This window comes from Corynebacterium sp. CTNIH16 (assembly GCF_032821655.1).
GTDB lineage: Bacteria > Actinomycetota > Actinomycetes > Mycobacteriales > Mycobacteriaceae > Corynebacterium > Corynebacterium marquesiae.
The window spans coordinates 63,508-78,650 of record NZ_JAVBIG010000004.1 but is presented as its reverse complement, the minus strand read 5'-3'; the positions used below and the strand labels follow the sequence as shown (position 1 = coordinate 78,650).

Sequence of the window (15,143 nt, the reverse complement as noted above, 5' to 3'; positions counted from 1 at the left end):
GGCTCGCCGTGCACCGGCGAGACTGTGATGCGTCAGGTTCATGGAATCTATTCATCAGTGGGCGTGCCGCCGCATCGCGGTGGTGTGCCTACGCACAACTTCAAGGAGAACTAACGTGGCAAAGGGTAAGCGCACGTTCCAGCCGAACAACCGTCGTCGTGCTCGCAAGCACGGTTTCCGCACCCGCATGAGCACCCGTGCAGGTCGCGCCATTGTTGCAGCTCGTCGCAAGAAGGGCCGCGCAAAGCTGACTGCATAAGTTATGCTTCCAGCCCAGCACAAGCTCACGTCGCCGACGCAATTTCGGCGCACGATGAAGGGTAGTCGCCGGGCGGGCACTCGTACGGTCGTCGTGCATGCGCGCGACAACGCAGGTACGGACAAGGCAGCCGATATCGCCGCCACTGGGCCGCGATTTGGGCTGATCGTTTCTAAAGCCGTCGGGAATGCAGTGGTTCGCCACCGCACCTCCCGGCGGCTTCGCCATGTGTGTATGACATTCATTCCCAAGCTGCCTGCCAGCGTGGACGTTGTCATCCGTGCCTTGCCCGCCAGCGCCACTGCTAGCAGTGAGCAATTAGAAAAAGATCTTGCCAAAGCACTGCGCAAGCAATGGGATATCTAAATTCCCGCGGGGAGGAAATTCCCCCAGCCAGAGGATTGGCCAAACCAATGGTCAAAGTGGTTCGTTTCTACCAAAAGCATGTCTCTGGCCTTAAGATGGTATCGACCTGTCGGTTCGAGCCGACATGCAGTGCTTATGCCCTAGAGGCGCTTTCTCAACACGGCGCAATCAAGGGTACGGCGATGGCAATAGCCAGGGTCTGCAAATGCGGCCCCTGGCATCCGGGCGGATTCGATCCGGTCCCGGGTACCAACAACAATTGAGGATTAAACACTCGTGCTTAATTTCATTTACTGGCCAATTTCGGCCGTTTTGTGGTTCTGGCACTGGCTGCTGTCCCTCGTAATGGACCCTGCCTGGGGCATTACCTGGATTCTGGCCATTGTGCTGCTGACCTGGACGCTTAAGGCACTAATGGTCAAGCCGACCATTAGCCAGATTCGTTCCTCGCGCAAGATGCAGGAAATCCAGCCTAAGGTGCAGGAAATCCGCGCGAAGTACGGTAATGACCAAACCAAGGCCGCGCAGGAAATGCAGAAGGTCTACAAGGAGTCCGGCGTTCGTCCGATGGCCGGCTGCCTGCCGGTCTTCGTGCAGATTCCAATGTTCGTTGGTTTGTTCCACGTGCTGCGCTCCTTCGACCGCACCGTTGCGGTAGCCGGTGGCATTGGACATCCCAGTGGTGACGCAATGTCCATTGAGGATAACGCCAATACCGCGAACTACATCTTTAAGCCGGAACTGGTCCAGCAGTTCCTAGACGCCAAGATCTTTGATGTTCCGCTGGTGACCAACCTGCGATTGAACTCGCCGATTGTAGAGGGCGTCACTACCACCCAGGCAGCCGTCATCATCGTTCCGATGATCGCCATCATTGCGGTCATGACGCACTTCAACGCCCGCATGAGCCTGAACCGTCAGGAAAAACGCCGCGCTGCTGGCAAGACCCAAGCACCGCAGGGGCAGAATGCGGAGATGATGCAACAGCAAATGGCCATGATGTCCAAGATGATGCTGTGGGTCATGCCGGCCATGCTGATTTTCTCCGGCTTCATCTGGCCGATTGGTTTGCTGTTCTACATGATGGCCAATACGGTCTGGACCTTCTTCCAAACCCGCATCGTCTATGCCAAGATGGACCGCGAGGAAGAAGAAGAGGAAGCCGCTAAGGTTGAGGCCAAGCGCACTTCCGCGCCTAAGCCGGGTGCCCGCAAGAAGGACAACCGCACCAAGAAACAGCGCAAAAACAAATAAACACGGAGGAGAACCCCATCGTGTCCGAGATGGACCCGTCAGTAGTATTCGGCTCCCGCTTGCCCCTCGCGCAGGCTTACCATGATTCGCTCGCTACAGACGGGTCCACTCGTGGTTTTATAGGTCCCCGCGAGGTGCCACGCTTGTGGGAAAGGCACATTATTAACTGCGCCGTCGTCAAGCAGGCAATCCCGGAGGGCGCCACGGTTATCGACGTCGGCTCGGGTGCTGGGCTGCCCGGCATTCCGCTGGCCATTGCACGCCCAGACCTGCAGATCACCTTGATCGAGCCGCTGCTCAAGCGCTATAACTATCTCAACGAGGTCGTAGAAGAGCTGGGGCTAGACAACGTAACGGTGCTGCGTGGCCGTGCCGAGGAAGGCCCGATTAAAAAGGCCGTGGCGGGCGCAGACGTGGTCACCTCCCGCGCCGTTGCACCGCTGGGCAAGCTGGCGAAATGGTCGCTGCCGCTCGTACGCAAGGGTGGTGAGATGATCGCGCTGAAGGGTTCTTCGGTACACGAGGAACTGGAGCGCGATGCCGGCGACATTAAGAAGGCCGGCGGTGGAAAGGCCGAGGTCAGCACCATCGAGGGAACCACGATCATTCGTGTCCCGCGCGTGAACTAAAGTAGACGGCATGACTAATCCGCGCCTTATCACCATTGCTAACCAGAAAGGCGGCGTAGGCAAAACCACCTCCGCTGCCAACTTGGCCGCAGCGCTAGCCACCGAGGGCAAAAAAGTGCTGGTGATCGATCTTGACCCGCAGGGAAACGCCTCCACGGCCATGGGCGCGGAACATAATTCCGGCACCGATTCCAGCTATGAGGTGCTCCTCGGAGACTGCACCGCCGAGAAAGCCATGCAGGGCTCCTCACACAACGAGAACCTTTTTTGCATCCCTGCCACCATTGATCTAGCTGGCGCGGAGATTGAAATGGTTTCCTTGGTACGCCGTGAATTTCGGCTCTATGACGCCCTGCATAATGGCTTCCTTGAAGAGCATGGATTTGAATATGTCTTCATTGATTGTCCGCCATCACTTGGATTGCTCACCATCAATGCGATGACCTGCGCTGAAGAGGTCATCATCCCGATTCAATGCGAGTATTATGCGCTGGAGGGCGTGGGCCAGCTGCTGGGCAATATCTCCATGATTCGCGAGCATCTCAACGAGGATCTGCATATTTCCGCCGTGCTGCTGACCATGTATGATGCCCGTACACGTTTGGCCGAGGATGTGGCAGATAACGTCCGCGAACAGTTTGGTGCCGTGGTGCTGGCCAATGTTATCCCGCGCTCCGTGCGCGTTTCCGAGGCACCGGGGTACGGTACTACGGTTATTGATTACGCTCCCTCGTCTACCGGTGCCCGCGCGTACCTTGCGGCGGCGCGCGAGCTTAACCGGCGTGGCGATTACCGCCCGCACCCGACCACCGGGGCGATTGGCGTGAGCCCAGAGATTTACGCGGAATTGGAAGGATAGGAACTCATGGCAGAACAGAAGCAAGGCGGCCTTGGCAAAGGACTCGCCGCACTCATCCCGTCTGGTCCTGATGCCCCTACCCGCAAGCCGCGCCTGGGAGATTCCGCGGCGGATATTATTTTGGGTAATTCCACCCCACAGCCGGGCCGGAAGGGCGGCGAAGGCAAGCGCGTAAAGGGCGCTCCCACCATTCAACAGGGTTCTGGATCCACGTCCTCCAAGAAGCGCCAGGCCACCCCGGCTCCTATCGGTGCGACCTACCGTGAGATTTCCATTGGGGATATCATCCCCAACCCGAAGCAGCCGCGCACGGTCTTCGACGAGGATGAACTCGGTGAGCTCGTCCACTCGATCCGCGAATTTGGTCTGTTGCAGCCCGTGGTCGTTCGTCCTTCCGAGGAAGGTGGCTTCGAGCTCATTATGGGTGAGCGGCGTTGGCGCGCTTCCTCCAAGGCGGGCCTGGCCACGATTCCGGCCATCGTGCGCGATACCAAGGATGACAACCTGCTGCGCGATGCTCTGCTGGAGAATATTCACCGCGTGCAGCTCAACCCCTTGGAAGAAGCGCACGCCTACCAGCAGCTGCTGGAAGAGTTCGGCGTTACCCAGAACGAGCTGGCGGACCGCATTGGTCGTTCGCGCCCACAGGTGACCAATATGCTGCGCCTGCTCAAGCTGCCGGTAGAGGTTCAAAAGCGCGTAGCTGCTGGTACCTTATCTGCCGGCCACGCGCGTGCCCTATTGTCCTTGGACGACACCGAGGCCATGGAATACATTGCCAACCGCATCATCGCGGAGGGCCTGTCCGTACGCGCCACCGAGGAGGCAGTCACCCTCTACAAGCGCGATGGTAAACCGGCCGAATCCAAGAAGAAGCAGGCGGCACCGCAGCCGCAGTACTTTACCGATTCCGCTGAGCGGCTGTCCGATCGCTTCGATACCAAGGTCACCGTGACCATGGGTAAGCGCAAGGGCAAGATGGTCGTGGAATTTGGTGACCAAGAAGATTTCGAGCGCATCATGGCGCTCATTGAGGGTCAGCAGTAGTCCGAGGCGATGATCCTCGAGCCGGTACGCGAAGGCGCGCGCATTCACCGCCAGGCCGCGCGCAGCACCTTTTGGGAGCTGGAGGCCTCCGTGGTCGATCCCGCCTTTGAAAAGGAAGCGTGGTTGGCCACTACCCTGCTCTCCTTTGGTCAGTGCGGCTTTACTGTGGGTGAGGACGCCACCATTCTCTTTTGCTCCCGCGAGGATGCTGCCGGCGCCGCCAAGCTTCCCACCGCCCCCATTTCAGAAGATGCGGAGATCATTACCTCGCTCTTCGTTAAGGCACATTTAATGGGGCGTGGCATTGAAGCAGTGCTTGTCGACGCCGCCATTATGCACCTCACTAACCGCGGCAGCACCGCCGTAGAGGCCTTTGGCTATTACGGCGATCCAACCGCAGCGGCGGATTTCTTGGGCCACAAACCGGCCTATATCGGGCTGATGCCTTATGAGACTTTGCGCTCCGCCGGCTTTGAGGTAGCCGCAGATCACCCAGTACTCCCCCGCTTGCGGCTCGAGTTGCCGCCAGAGCACGATATGCTCAGCGCGGCAGCGGCCGAAGACCTCCTAGCCCGCGCCTTGGCCTAGATTCTAGGCCGAGGACTGTTCGGCCTGGAGCAGCTCGGAGAACTTATAGGTGCCGGTTACGGCGGTGTCCTGCTCCATGAGGTACATGCGCTTTACAGCAATCACGATCGCCTCCGCAATGTCATCGCGGCGGGACGGGTTGGTGAGGATCTTTACGTCCTCTGGGTTGGTCAGGTAGCCCAGTACGATCTGGATGACCGGCATCTGGGTCAAGCGCAGCAGGTCCCAGGTGCGGCCGTGGTTGCCGCAGTCCAGCAGCTCAGTGCGCGCGACAATCTCGCGCTGGATGAAACCGGAAAGGGTCTCACCAATGAGAGAGGAATTGCCCAACTCAGAACCAAAGTAGAAGGTGGCAACACCATTGGCCTTCTCATTGGGGTAGGAATCGCAGGCTAGGGAAATGACCATGTCCGCATCGAAGGCGTTGGCCAGTTCGGCGCGGGACTTGACGTCCGCATCGGAGGTCCGAGGACGGGAGATGATGGTTTCCATGCCTGCGGCAATCATGCGTCCCTCGATGCGCTGGGTGAGGTCCCACAGGATTTCCTGCTCGGAAATATCACCGAAGCGACCCTTGACCAGCTGGCCGGCGTCGCCGCCGCTCAAGGCGGGATCGATGACAACGCGCTTGCCCGCCAGCTTTGGGCCGGCGTTGCGGACGCGCTCACGCTCTTGGATATTGTGCGCGGAACCACCGGTAATACGGCGGCCGAGCAGTCCAAGGGCGCGGATGGTGGCGGGGCCGCACACACCATCTTCTTGCAGGCCGCAGTTGTGCTGATATTCCTTCAGGGCCGCGTGGGTATTGGTACCGAAGTGGCCGTCTACGCGCTGCTGGTAGAAGCCGAGCTCCTGCAGTTGTTGCTGGAGCTGCGAGATATCGTCACCTACCAGCTCATTCGCAGGCTCGTAGCTAAGTACGCGGCTGCCGAGCGTGTACGAGGCTTGGCGCAGTTCGCGCAGGGTGAGATCGTCGATCTCGCCCGTGGGCACGATACCGCGGGATTGCTGGAAGGCCTTGAGGACCTCAGACAAATTGGCATCAAAGCTCTTGTCGCTCTCGGAGTACTTCTGCTTCTTCCAAGCAGAAAGTTCCCCTTTGAAATCTGACAAGAGGCCGAGACGGGCCAAGGTAGCGCGAGCCTCAGCTACACGCACGCTTGTATCGCCGACTCGAAGAACGCGGTTCACGCCTTAATACCCCTTTCACAGCCCACTTTAGTTAGGGCCGCATTCCAGAATTTCTACACGCTTAATCTAATAGGAATTAGATTAACAGTTAAAGCTGCCTTTTCACTTGCGCCACGATGTCGTCTTTAGAACGCAGACCCACAAATTCGTCTACCTTCTCGCCGTGGTTGAAAATCAGCACATTTGGGATGGACATGATCTGGAACATGGCGCCTAGGTTGCGCTCTTCATCGACGTTAACCTTGGCGACGGTGACTTGGCCGTCCAACTCCTCCGCTACCTCTTCCAGGATGGGGGAAAGCTTCTTGCACGGGCCACACCACTCGGCCCAGAAGTCGACGACGACGGGCTTATCGGACTCGATGACGTCCTTACGGAACGTATCGGTGGTTACTTTCTTGACGTTGCTCATACTGAATTAACGGTTTTCTGCGAGGAAATGTTCCGCATCAATTGCCGCACGGCAACCGGAGCCGGCCGCGGTAATTGCCTGCTGGTAGTGGTCATCCACCAAGTCACCGCAGGCGAAAACGCCTGGCAGGGAGGTCTTGGTGGTGGGTTGTTCAACTACAACATAGCCGTTGTCATTGAGCTTGACCTGATCGTTGAGGAAGGAAGAGCGCGGATCATGGCCAATTGCTACGAACATGGCAGTGACGTCCAAGGTGGAAGTCTCGCCGTTGGTGACGTCCTTGAGTTTGAGTGCGCCGACCTTGCCATCGGCTTCAATAACTTCTTCGACGATCTTATTGGTCTCCCACTTGATCTTTTCGTTGGCCTGGGCGCGCTCCAGCATGATCTTGGAGGCGCGGAAGTTCTCGGAGCGGTTCACAATGGTGACAGAGTCCGCGAACTTGGTGAGGAAGGTAGCCTCCTCCATGGCAGAGTCGCCGCCGCCGATAACAGCGATATTGTGGTCCTTGAAGAAGAAGCCATCGCACGTAGCGCAGGTAGAAACGCCGCGGCCGGTAAGTTCTTCCTCACCTGGTACGCCGAGGTGGCGCGGGGCGGCACCGGTGGCGAGGATGACGGCGCGGGCCTCAAAGAGCTCGTCACCCACGTGCAGCTTTTTAATATCGCCTTCCAGCTCAACGGAGTCAACGACCTCCATGCGGAGATCCGCACCGAAGCGGATGGCCTGGGCGCGCATTTCTTCCATGAGCTCTGGGCCCATGATGCCCTTTTGGAAGCCGGGGTAGTTTTCTACCTCGGTGGTATTCATAAGCTCGCCGCCGTACTCGAAGCCCTCGAAGACAATCGGGTTGAGCTCGGCGCGTGCCGCGTACAGCGCGGCGGTGTAACCGGCAGGGCCGGAACCTACGATGGCAACATCGTGGACGGTCATTGCTAACTCCCTTAAATCAGAGTGTGGTTTCGCGTAACGCCCTGAGTCTACCCGCCACGCTGACAAACGTCGGTATTAGCAAACTCACCCCATGGCGGCGCGTAGGACTTCCCTCGCTCGGGCGCGGCGGGATTTGATGGTGCCGGGCTTTACCCCTTGGGCGGTGGCAACTTCGCCGACGCGGAATCCGGCGACGTCGGTAAGCACCAGCGCTTCGCGCTGATCCTCCCGCAGCAGCTGCATTGCTTCTCGCACCACTAGCTGCTCCGCTAGGTTTTCGGAAGGGTTATGCGCGAGCAGCGGGTTGCGATCGTCGTCAAAGTCCTCCGCATCTAATGAAGCATTTTCCCGGTTAGAACGGTGGTTCAAGTAGTCATAGCCAGAGTTTTTCACCAGCCGGTGTAGCCAGGTCGATAGCGCAGACTCGCGGCGATAGGAGTGCAGGTTGCAGCTGGCGCGCAGGAAGGCTTCCTGGACCACATCTTGGGCATCATGATCGTTTCTGGTGTAGCGCCGCGCTACCGTGGTCAGCCGCGTGCGGTGGCGTTCCACGATGGTGGAAAAGGCCTTATTGTCCCCCTCAATAAAAGCATCAACTAGTTCTTCGTCACTGCGGTCATGACTGAGCGTCATATGTAGATTCCCCCCCGGATCAACAACTGTTATACACAGTGTGACCCGAGGGGAACTAGGGCGCGAGCGCTAGGCTGTACAGTTTATTGACCAGCCCGCACGCGGAGGGTGCGCCGCAGGTTATCGCGGCATTCCAGCAGGATGCGGCGCAGCGCTCCTGGCAGATCCCGGTGCAGCAGGCGCGTGGTGGCGGCATCGGCCATCGGCAGCTCTGGGTAGAAGCCGCGGACGAGGCGGTTAGCAATCTCAATCGGGTGCGCGGCCCAGATGTCTTCCACGCGGGAGAAGAATTCCTCCGCGAAGGCCTCCTGCAGGCTAGCTGAGCGCGGGGCATTGAATCCGGCGACCAGTGCGTCGACCTCGGCATTGGAATATGCGCCGGGCGTGAGTGCCTTATCGAACGCGGAGCGCTTGGTCTCCGGCGTGGGGAAGGCGTGGCTGGCGCCGAGGAATTCGGTAGCGCCGGTCAGCGTATTATCGCGCTGCTTTTCCTCTTCGAGCTCGGTCGGGGTTACGGCATTGCGGGCCGCGAGGGCGCGCAAGATCGACCAGCGGATTTCGGGGTCCAAGCAAAGGCCGGCAATGTCACCGGAGAGCAGGGCCTTAAGGCGCGCGGTACCTGATTCCTCCGGCGTTGCGGCGAGTGCGCGGATGGCGGCGCGAGCGAGCACAAGCTGGGCGTCCGAGGCTGGTTCGGCCTCGGCCAGGTGGCCCCAGATTGCCTCGGCATAGTCGGTGCGGACCTGCTCGCGGTCGGCGTCTGCCACATAGTGTGCACTGGCAAAATTGGCATTGGCGCAGGCAGTAGCCAGCAGCGTCGTGTTGGTCTCGTAGGCTTCGTGCTTGACGACGACCCCCACGTAGTCAATCGCCGACATTTCCCCATCGCGGGTGAGGTTCCACAGGGCGGTCCAGATTACCGCGCGGGTCAATTCATCCTCGATGTCGGTCAGGCGCTCACTCGCTGTGTCTAGGGAGGTCTCGTCGAAGCGGATCTTGGCGTAGGTATGGTCGGCGTCGTTAAGCAGCAGCAATGCCGGGGCCGGAAGGCCTGCCGCTTCATCGATGATGGTGCGGGTGGTGCCATCGCCGGCGGGGAGATCGATGTCGATCTCGCGGTACTTGTGCAGGGATGCATCAAAGAGCGAAGCGGTCAGGCGGTGCGGTCGGGTGACGTCCTCGGCGTCTGCACTGATGGCCAGCTCCGCAATCTTCTCGCCTTCGGTGTGCAACTCCGGGGTGAGGGTATCCGGGCCCCAGGTGCGCAGCCAGGCTTGGGACCAGGCATCAAGGTCGCGGTCCGTGTGCTTCTTGAGCGCCTGCAGGAGGTCATCAAAGGTGGCGGCGGCAAAGGCGTGTCCCTGGAAGTAGTCGCGCGCACCGGCGTAGAAATTATCGCGGCCGACGTAATGCACCAGCTGCTTGAGCACCGCCGCTCCCTTGGCATAGGTGATGCCATCGAAGTTCTGGCGTGCGGCATCCACGTCCGGGATCTCCGCCTTGATGGGGTGCGTGGTGGGCAGCTGATCCTGCAGGTAGGCCCAATTCTTGCGGGCGCCGGCAAAGTTTGCCCAGGCCTCGGTGTAGTCGGTGCCGTGGACGGAAGAATCCGCGCCCATAAATTCCGCGAAGGACTCCTTGAGCCACAGGTCATCCCACCACTGCGGAGTGACCAGATCACCGAACCACATATGGGACATCTCGTGCAGGATGGTATTTGCACGGCCGGCGTGCTGCGCGCGGGTAGCGCGGGAGCGGAAAATGTAGTTCTCCGTAAACGTCACCAGGCCGGGATTTTCCATCGCGCCGAGGTTGTATTCGGGTACAAAGATGGAATCGTACTTGCCCCACGGATAGGGATAGCCAAAGTTCTGGTGGAAAAAGTCCATGCCTTGGGCGGTAAGTTCTAGGATTTCCTCGTCCAGGTGCTCAAACATGGACGCGCGCGCAAAGGCGCGCAGCTGTGCCGAGTGGCTGCCATCCGGCGCGGTCCAGGTGCGCTCTTGGTACTGGTAGGGGCCGGCGGCGAAAGAAGTCAGGTACGTCGACAGTGGCGGGGTCGGCGCGAAGATAACGGTGGCGAGATTGCCATCCTCACTGCGCTCGACCTCTGGTTGGTTAGAGAGGATCTGCCACTGCTTCGGTGCGGTCATACGCACGTGGAAGACGGCCTTGAGATCCGGCTGTTCTAGGCAGGGGAAGATGCGGCGAGCATCGGAAGGCTCGAGATGTGAGTATAGGTAGGTCGCGTTATCGGCCTGATCGTGGATCCGATGTAGACCCTGGCCGGTGCGTGAATAGCGCGAGTGGCCGGTGACTTCGATGGCGAGCTTCTCCCCTACCGGCAGGCCGTGCAGCCGGATGATGCCGCCATCAAAGTCCACCTCCTGCGGGGTGCCATTGACCCTGACCTCCGCGACGGATTCGCCTAGGTAATCCAGGAAAAGCTCGGGCTCACTGCTGCTGAGCTCGAGGCAGGTAGTCACGCGGTAGGTGGGGCTATCGAGTACCTCCGAGAGATCGAGGTGGAGGTGATAGGCGCGCAGGTCCACCGCCGCTGCGCGTTCTTGGAGCAACTCGTGCTGCGTCTTATTTTGTGGTGAGGTCATGTTTACGAACTATAGTTACCGCCGTCACGTAGGGTGTGGGGTTGGTGGAACGGCAGTGCGTGGCGGGGGAATGTGGGGCCGGGCAAAAAGAAGAGCCGAACTAAGGAGTGATGTCCTTAGTTCAGCTGCATCTGGATGGCCGTGGAGCGCGTTCTGGGCGCTCTTACCTAGGTCTACTGCTTGATAGCAGAGACCTCGAGCTCAATCTTGATCTCCTCGGAGACCAGCACGCCGCCGGTCTTCAGCGGAGCGTTGAAGTCGATGCCGAAGTCCTTGCGGTTGATCTTGGTGGTTGCCTCGAAGCCCAGGCGGGTATTGCCAAAGGGGTCCTCAGCGGTAGCAACGTCGTCAACGTGGAGGTCGACGGACTTGGTGGTGTCCTTGATGGTGAGGTCACCGGTGACGGTGCCGTTGCCATTCTCATCAACGTTGAGGTTGGTGGCCTTGAAGGTGATCTCCGGGTACTGCTCTACTGCGAAGAAGTCCTCATTCTTTACGTGTGCATCGCGGTCATCGTTGCCGGTGGTGATGGAAGCGGTGCGGATGGTTGCCTCAGCAGCGGACTCGGCGATGTTCTCGGCCACGGTGATGGTGCCTTCGAAGTCTGCGAAGTTACCGCGAACCTTGGTGACCATCGCGTGCTTGGCAACGAATCCGATAACGGTGTGGGCTGGATCTAGTGCGTAGGTACCTGCTGCGAGGGACATGATGAATACTCCTAAGGGTGTTGTTTGCGTTACAAACCCCACAGTGTACGTACCACTTCTAATTAGTCAACACTTGAAGTAAATAATTTTAGAACATGCAGCTAATAGGCGTTTTAGTCGAGGGAAAATAAAAATTAAGGCCGAACTGAAGGGAGTTTTCCTCAGTTCGGCCGTCATTTCATGGACCACAATTTGGGTTCATGTACTCGGAGTTTTCCTAGGGCTGTCCGACGAGCCCAATTTCAGCGATGGTTGCCTTATCGGACTTGGGCAGTTCGGTAATCATCAGGAGAAGGGCATCAAATTGCTCGTTGGTTTCCTCCAACTCGATGTCTTCCTTGCCGCTTTTGAATTTACCCCGGGCTAATTGATGCAGGGAACCAGCCTGTGGATTCTCGGGATTGAAGCTTTCCTGGTTGACGCCGTAGACCGCGTATTTTGCTCCAGTGGAATTGGACTGGACTACTGGCATGACCGCGAGGTGGGTCGGATTGTCCAAGGTGACGAGGACGCCGGTGTCCTCTTCGTTGGTAGACCAGGTGGTGGCCGTTTTGCCGTCGACAAGCGCAGCGTCGTCCTTGTTATCAGGGACGGTAATCGCAGAGGAAGGCTGGAGACGCACCGGCGGGGTATCCGGAATGTCCGTGCTGCCGTGGATGGTCTCGCTGACCGGGTTGGATGCCTCCACATTGCTGAGCAGGGACATGATCCAGGTGGTGAGCGCGGCCATTGCTACGACGAAGATGGTGGCGAAGATGCCGATGACGATGACGCCGGAACCGGAATAACCGCGGCCGCCAAAGCCGGGTTCTTGCGCCGGGTCATCCTCTTGGTCCGGTTCTACCTGTGCCTTCACCGGCAGGGCTTCAGGTGCTTCTTCTGGTTCATCTGGTGCGAAGTCGCGCAGGCGCTGGGCGATGCCGGCCAAGGTTAGGGCCTTTGCCTCTTGCAGCTCCTCCATCTTTTCCTCGCGGCTGTCTTCGTCGGCACTATCGAGCGCGTAGTGCGCATCTTCGACGCGCTGGGCGGCCTCGTCCGCGGGGAGGTTGGCATCTTCAGAAATATCGCGCAGCTTCTTTGGCGAAGGTTCCGTGGATTCCACCAGCAGCTCGAGGGCGGAGCTCAAAGCCTCGCGGTCGGTAGCGGCGGAGGAGCCGTCCAGCACGGCGGGGAAGGCAACCTTGACCACACCGTCGGTAGAAACGCGGAAACGGTCGCGGTGTTCCACTCCGAGGATGAGGCCGGCATCGTGGGCAGCGGCGGCGTCAGCAAATAGCGGTGCAGTAGCACGAGCCACGGAATGGGGATCGAGGTTATCGGCCTCAGCCACCTGCTTAAGGGAGGTGCCCTCAAACCAATCCGCCACTACCAGGCAGCCAGTGCGATAAGACAGAACTTGGATATTATCCGCCACGGTATCGAGCTCCAGCTCGGCAAGGCGGCGGGTATTGCGCGAAATCTCTGCGGAGCGGCGGGCGGCAACTCCCGGAGTTGATGGCGCAATCGGCGCCAGGCTATTGGTATCGACGAACGTCAAGGCGACCAGTCGGCCGGTGGACTGTTCGCGCGCCTGCCAGAACTGCGCACCAGTAACCGCACCGTGATCTTGGAGCAGGCGGAAGCGACCATCCGATACCGGGGCACCCGGCACGAGGCGTGGTCCGCGGACGATACCGGCGGACATCGGTGGCGGTACCAGGGTGGCGTTGAAGGCGTCCTGGGAGAATACCGGTTGAATTTCCGGCACGTCGGGCTCTTCCAACTCGATGGCCTTGGAAGAATCGACCTTGATGAAGCGGGACATGCCCGGGATGCGCTGCAGGGCGCGGGCCAGGTTCTGGACCTCCGGCAAAGAGGACTTGGACAGCACCAGGCCGGTGGCGATGAGGAAGATGATGCCGAGCACCGCGACCTTGATTAGCGAGACGATGGACGGCAGATTCTCCGGGAGGAGGTAATTCACGCCCCAATACAGCACCCAGGAGACAACCAAGCCCACTAGGCCGGAACCGGAAGCCCACAGCACGGTCTGCGTGACGGCCTTGCCGCCGAGGCTGCCGAGCTTGCGCTTGAGCAGGAAGCCGCCAATGACCGCACCGGAGACGAAGCCAAAGCCATTGGCCGTACCGAGCAGAATCACCACGCGGTCCGGGTTGGACGTCATCAATGGTGCCAAGAGCGTGAGGACGATCTTGGTCAGCGTGATGCCGGCGATGATGAAGGTAGGCGTCCAGGCTTCCTCGCGGGCATAGAACACGCGCAGGTGCAGCAGCACCAAGGCATACGGGATGAGTGTGAAGGCGGAGAAGCTGATGGTCAGGCCGAGCTGCTCGGCGCTCTCAGCGCCGTAGGCACCGTATTGGAAGAGGGCGCGGGCGATAGGAACGCCGAAGCCGGTCATGAAGATGACGATGGGGATAAGTGCGATGAAGGTCAGCTTGGAGCCCAGGGTGAGATCGTGGACCACGGCATCTACATCGCCGTCGGCGGCGTTGCGGGACAGGCGAGGCATAATTGCCGTCAGGAGCGTCACGCCGATAACGCCATAAGGCACCTGCAGCATGAGCCAGGCATTCTGATAGACCAGCGGAGCGCCCGCATCCGCGTATGCGGCCACGCGAGAGGTGATTACGTAGCCCAACTGGGAGATGGCTACGTAGGTAATAATGGCCAGTGCCATGCCACCGAATTGCTTGATGCGGGCATCAAGGCCCCACTTGGGGCGCAGGTTAATGCCGGCCTTTTTGAGGTACGGCAACAATATGAGGCATTGCACCATCACCGCCGTGGTGGTGCCCAAGCCCAGCAACATGACGTGCGGATCGGCCACCGGCGTGGGATCATGCGGGTCGAGCTCGCCTGGCAGGAAGCGATAAGCCAGCAGCACGCTAATGGAGATGACGTTATTGATTACCGGCGCCCAGGCGCCCGGACCAAAGATATTCTTGGTATTAAGGACGGCCTGGAAGAGGGCGAAGAGGCCGTAGAAAAGAATCTGCGGCAGCAGCAAGAAGGCCAAGGAAGTTGCCTGTACGGCATTGGCCTTGGAATCTTCCGGCAGCATCATCCTGGTTAAGAAGGGGGCGAGTACTACGGAGGCGATGGTAACTATGCCCAGGATGGAAAAGGCCAGGGTAAATAGCCGCCGGACAAAGGTCTCACCGCGGTCCGTGTCTTCCTTTTCGGCCCGCACGAGGACGGGCACGACCAGAGAGGTCAGCACCGCACCCAAAACGATCTCAGTGACGAGGTTGGGGATCTGGTTGGCGCTACTAAACGCAGTTCCCACCGTGGCGCCGAGCGTGGCGCCGATGAGCATCTGGCGCAAGAAGCCGGTGATGCGGGATAGCAGCGTCGCGACGGCCATCGTGCCTGTTGCGCGGATGACATCCTGATTGGATGATTCATTGTCCGCGTTGCGTCCAGTGAGCGCGGACTTATCCTCCTCAGGAGGAACGGTGGTGTCCTTCACCGCTGGGGTGGGGCGCTTTTCGGGTACCGGAGCGGGAGGAGAGGCCTGGACGATGCGGCCGCGGGCACCCGCCGGGGCGGGGTGCTCTGCTGGCACGGCGGCATCCTTCGGCTCAACTACACCCGCAGGTGACTTCTCCACGTGTTCGGCCTCGCGGCCAGTCTTATCAGTCATAGAGGATACA

15 protein-coding genes are annotated in these 15,143 nt (G+C 59.6%); 8 read left to right on the top strand and 7 right to left on the bottom strand.

Translation table 11 applies throughout. From position 1 onward, the window contains the following. The first annotated feature begins 115 nt into the window (after window positions 1-115). From rpmH to RAE04_RS05120, 8 genes are read left to right on the top strand one after another with little or no spacing between them, the layout of a single operon-like run. Entirely contained in the window at window positions 116-259 is a 144-nt protein-coding gene (gene rpmH / locus RAE04_RS05155; RefSeq protein WP_003847033.1) for a 50S ribosomal protein L34, read from the top strand. 3 nt (window positions 260-262) lie between these two features. Next, on the top strand, window positions 263-625 hold the full coding sequence (gene rnpA / locus RAE04_RS05150) for a ribonuclease P protein component (protein WP_005326013.1): 363 nt from the start codon (window positions 263-265) through the stop codon (window positions 623-625). Between the two features lie 47 nt (window positions 626-672). Then, entirely contained in the window at window positions 673-888 is a 216-nt protein-coding gene (gene yidD / locus RAE04_RS05145; RefSeq protein WP_005326014.1) for a membrane protein insertion efficiency factor YidD, read from the top strand. A 13-nt stretch (window positions 889-901) separates the two neighbouring features. Continuing rightward, window positions 902-1,879, top strand: coding sequence for a membrane protein insertase YidC (gene yidC / locus RAE04_RS05140; protein ID WP_299140539.1), 978 nt, complete (start codon window positions 902-904; stop codon window positions 1,877-1,879). A 29-nt stretch (window positions 1,880-1,908) separates the two neighbouring features. Further along, on the top strand, window positions 1,909-2,508 hold the full coding sequence (gene rsmG, locus RAE04_RS05135) for a 16S rRNA (guanine(527)-N(7))-methyltransferase RsmG (RefSeq protein WP_232619556.1): 600 nt from the start codon (window positions 1,909-1,911) through the stop codon (window positions 2,506-2,508). Between the two features lie 10 nt (window positions 2,509-2,518). After that, complete coding sequence (locus tag RAE04_RS05130) at window positions 2,519-3,367, top strand: ParA family protein (protein WP_317026647.1); 849 nt, start codon at window positions 2,519-2,521, stop codon at window positions 3,365-3,367. A 6-nt stretch (window positions 3,368-3,373) separates the two neighbouring features. Continuing rightward, entirely contained in the window at window positions 3,374-4,414 is a 1,041-nt protein-coding gene (locus RAE04_RS05125; protein ID WP_317026646.1) for a ParB/RepB/Spo0J family partition protein, read from the top strand. 9 nt (window positions 4,415-4,423) lie between these two features. Then, on the top strand, window positions 4,424-5,002 hold the full coding sequence (locus RAE04_RS05120; RefSeq protein WP_317026645.1) for a hypothetical protein: 579 nt from the start codon (window positions 4,424-4,426) through the stop codon (window positions 5,000-5,002). A gap of 3 nt (window positions 5,003-5,005) precedes the next feature. On the opposite strand, the gene RAE04_RS05115 is transcribed toward RAE04_RS05120, so the two are convergent. The 7 genes from RAE04_RS05115 to murJ form a co-directional block, all read right to left on the bottom strand. Then, window positions 5,006-6,193 (bottom strand): N-acetylmuramoyl-L-alanine amidase, encoded by a 1,188-nt coding sequence (locus RAE04_RS05115; protein WP_284811789.1) that lies wholly within the window; start codon window positions 6,191-6,193, stop codon window positions 5,006-5,008. An 88-nt stretch (window positions 6,194-6,281) separates the two neighbouring features. After that, entirely contained in the window at window positions 6,282-6,605 is a 324-nt protein-coding gene (gene trxA / locus RAE04_RS05110; protein WP_317026644.1) for a thioredoxin, read from the bottom strand. Window positions 6,606-6,611: 6 nt separating this feature from the next. Then, a complete protein-coding gene (gene trxB, locus RAE04_RS05105; RefSeq protein ID WP_317026643.1) occupies window positions 6,612-7,538 on the bottom strand; it encodes a thioredoxin-disulfide reductase in 927 nt (308 codons plus the stop codon). Between the two features lie 84 nt (window positions 7,539-7,622). Then, window positions 7,623-8,171: an RNA polymerase sigma factor gene (locus RAE04_RS05100; RefSeq protein WP_005326023.1), complete on the bottom strand. Its 549-nt coding sequence runs from the start codon at window positions 8,169-8,171 to the stop codon at window positions 7,623-7,625. An 83-nt stretch (window positions 8,172-8,254) separates the two neighbouring features. Next, the gene (gene pepN / locus RAE04_RS05095) at window positions 8,255-10,780 is read right to left on the bottom strand and encodes an aminopeptidase N (RefSeq protein ID WP_317026642.1); all 2,526 of its coding nucleotides are present in this window, start codon (window positions 10,778-10,780) and stop codon (window positions 8,255-8,257) included. Between the two features lie 173 nt (window positions 10,781-10,953). Continuing rightward, window positions 10,954-11,487, bottom strand: a complete 534-nt coding sequence (locus RAE04_RS05090) for a YceI family protein (protein ID WP_317026641.1) — start codon at window positions 11,485-11,487, stop codon at window positions 10,954-10,956. Window positions 11,488-11,704: 217 nt separating this feature from the next. Next, on the bottom strand, window positions 11,705-15,133 hold the full coding sequence (murJ, locus tag RAE04_RS05085; RefSeq protein ID WP_317026640.1) for a murein biosynthesis integral membrane protein MurJ: 3,429 nt from the start codon (window positions 15,131-15,133) through the stop codon (window positions 11,705-11,707). Window positions 15,134-15,143 lie beyond the last annotated feature (10 nt).

Coding starts and splice junctions, on each gene's coding strand:
- rnpA (WP_005326013.1), top strand. CDS start 263: ATGCTTCCAGCCCAGCACAAGCTCACGTCGCCGACGCAATTTCGGCGC.
- yidD (WP_005326014.1), top strand. CDS start 673: ATGGTCAAAGTGGTTCGTTTCTACCAAAAGCATGTCTCTGGCCTTAAG.
- rsmG (WP_232619556.1), top strand. CDS start 1,909: ATGGACCCGTCAGTAGTATTCGGCTCCCGCTTGCCCCTCGCGCAGGCT.
- RAE04_RS05130 (WP_317026647.1), top strand. CDS start 2,519: ATGACTAATCCGCGCCTTATCACCATTGCTAACCAGAAAGGCGGCGTA.
- RAE04_RS05125 (WP_317026646.1), top strand. CDS start 3,374: ATGGCAGAACAGAAGCAAGGCGGCCTTGGCAAAGGACTCGCCGCACTC.
- RAE04_RS05120 (WP_317026645.1), top strand. CDS start 4,424: ATGATCCTCGAGCCGGTACGCGAAGGCGCGCGCATTCACCGCCAGGCC.
- trxA (WP_317026644.1), bottom strand. CDS start 6,605: ATGAGCAACGTCAAGAAAGTAACCACCGATACGTTCCGTAAGGACGTC.
- trxB (WP_317026643.1), bottom strand. CDS start 7,538: ATGACCGTCCACGATGTTGCCATCGTAGGTTCCGGCCCTGCCGGTTAC.
- RAE04_RS05100 (WP_005326023.1), bottom strand. CDS start 8,171: ATGACGCTCAGTCATGACCGCAGTGACGAAGAACTAGTTGATGCTTTT.
- pepN (WP_317026642.1), bottom strand. CDS start 10,780: ATGACCTCACCACAAAATAAGACGCAGCACGAGTTGCTCCAAGAACGC.
- RAE04_RS05090 (WP_317026641.1), bottom strand. CDS start 11,487: ATGTCCCTCGCAGCAGGTACCTACGCACTAGATCCAGCCCACACCGTT.
- murJ (WP_317026640.1), bottom strand. CDS start 15,133: ATGACTGATAAGACTGGCCGCGAGGCCGAACACGTGGAGAAGTCACCT.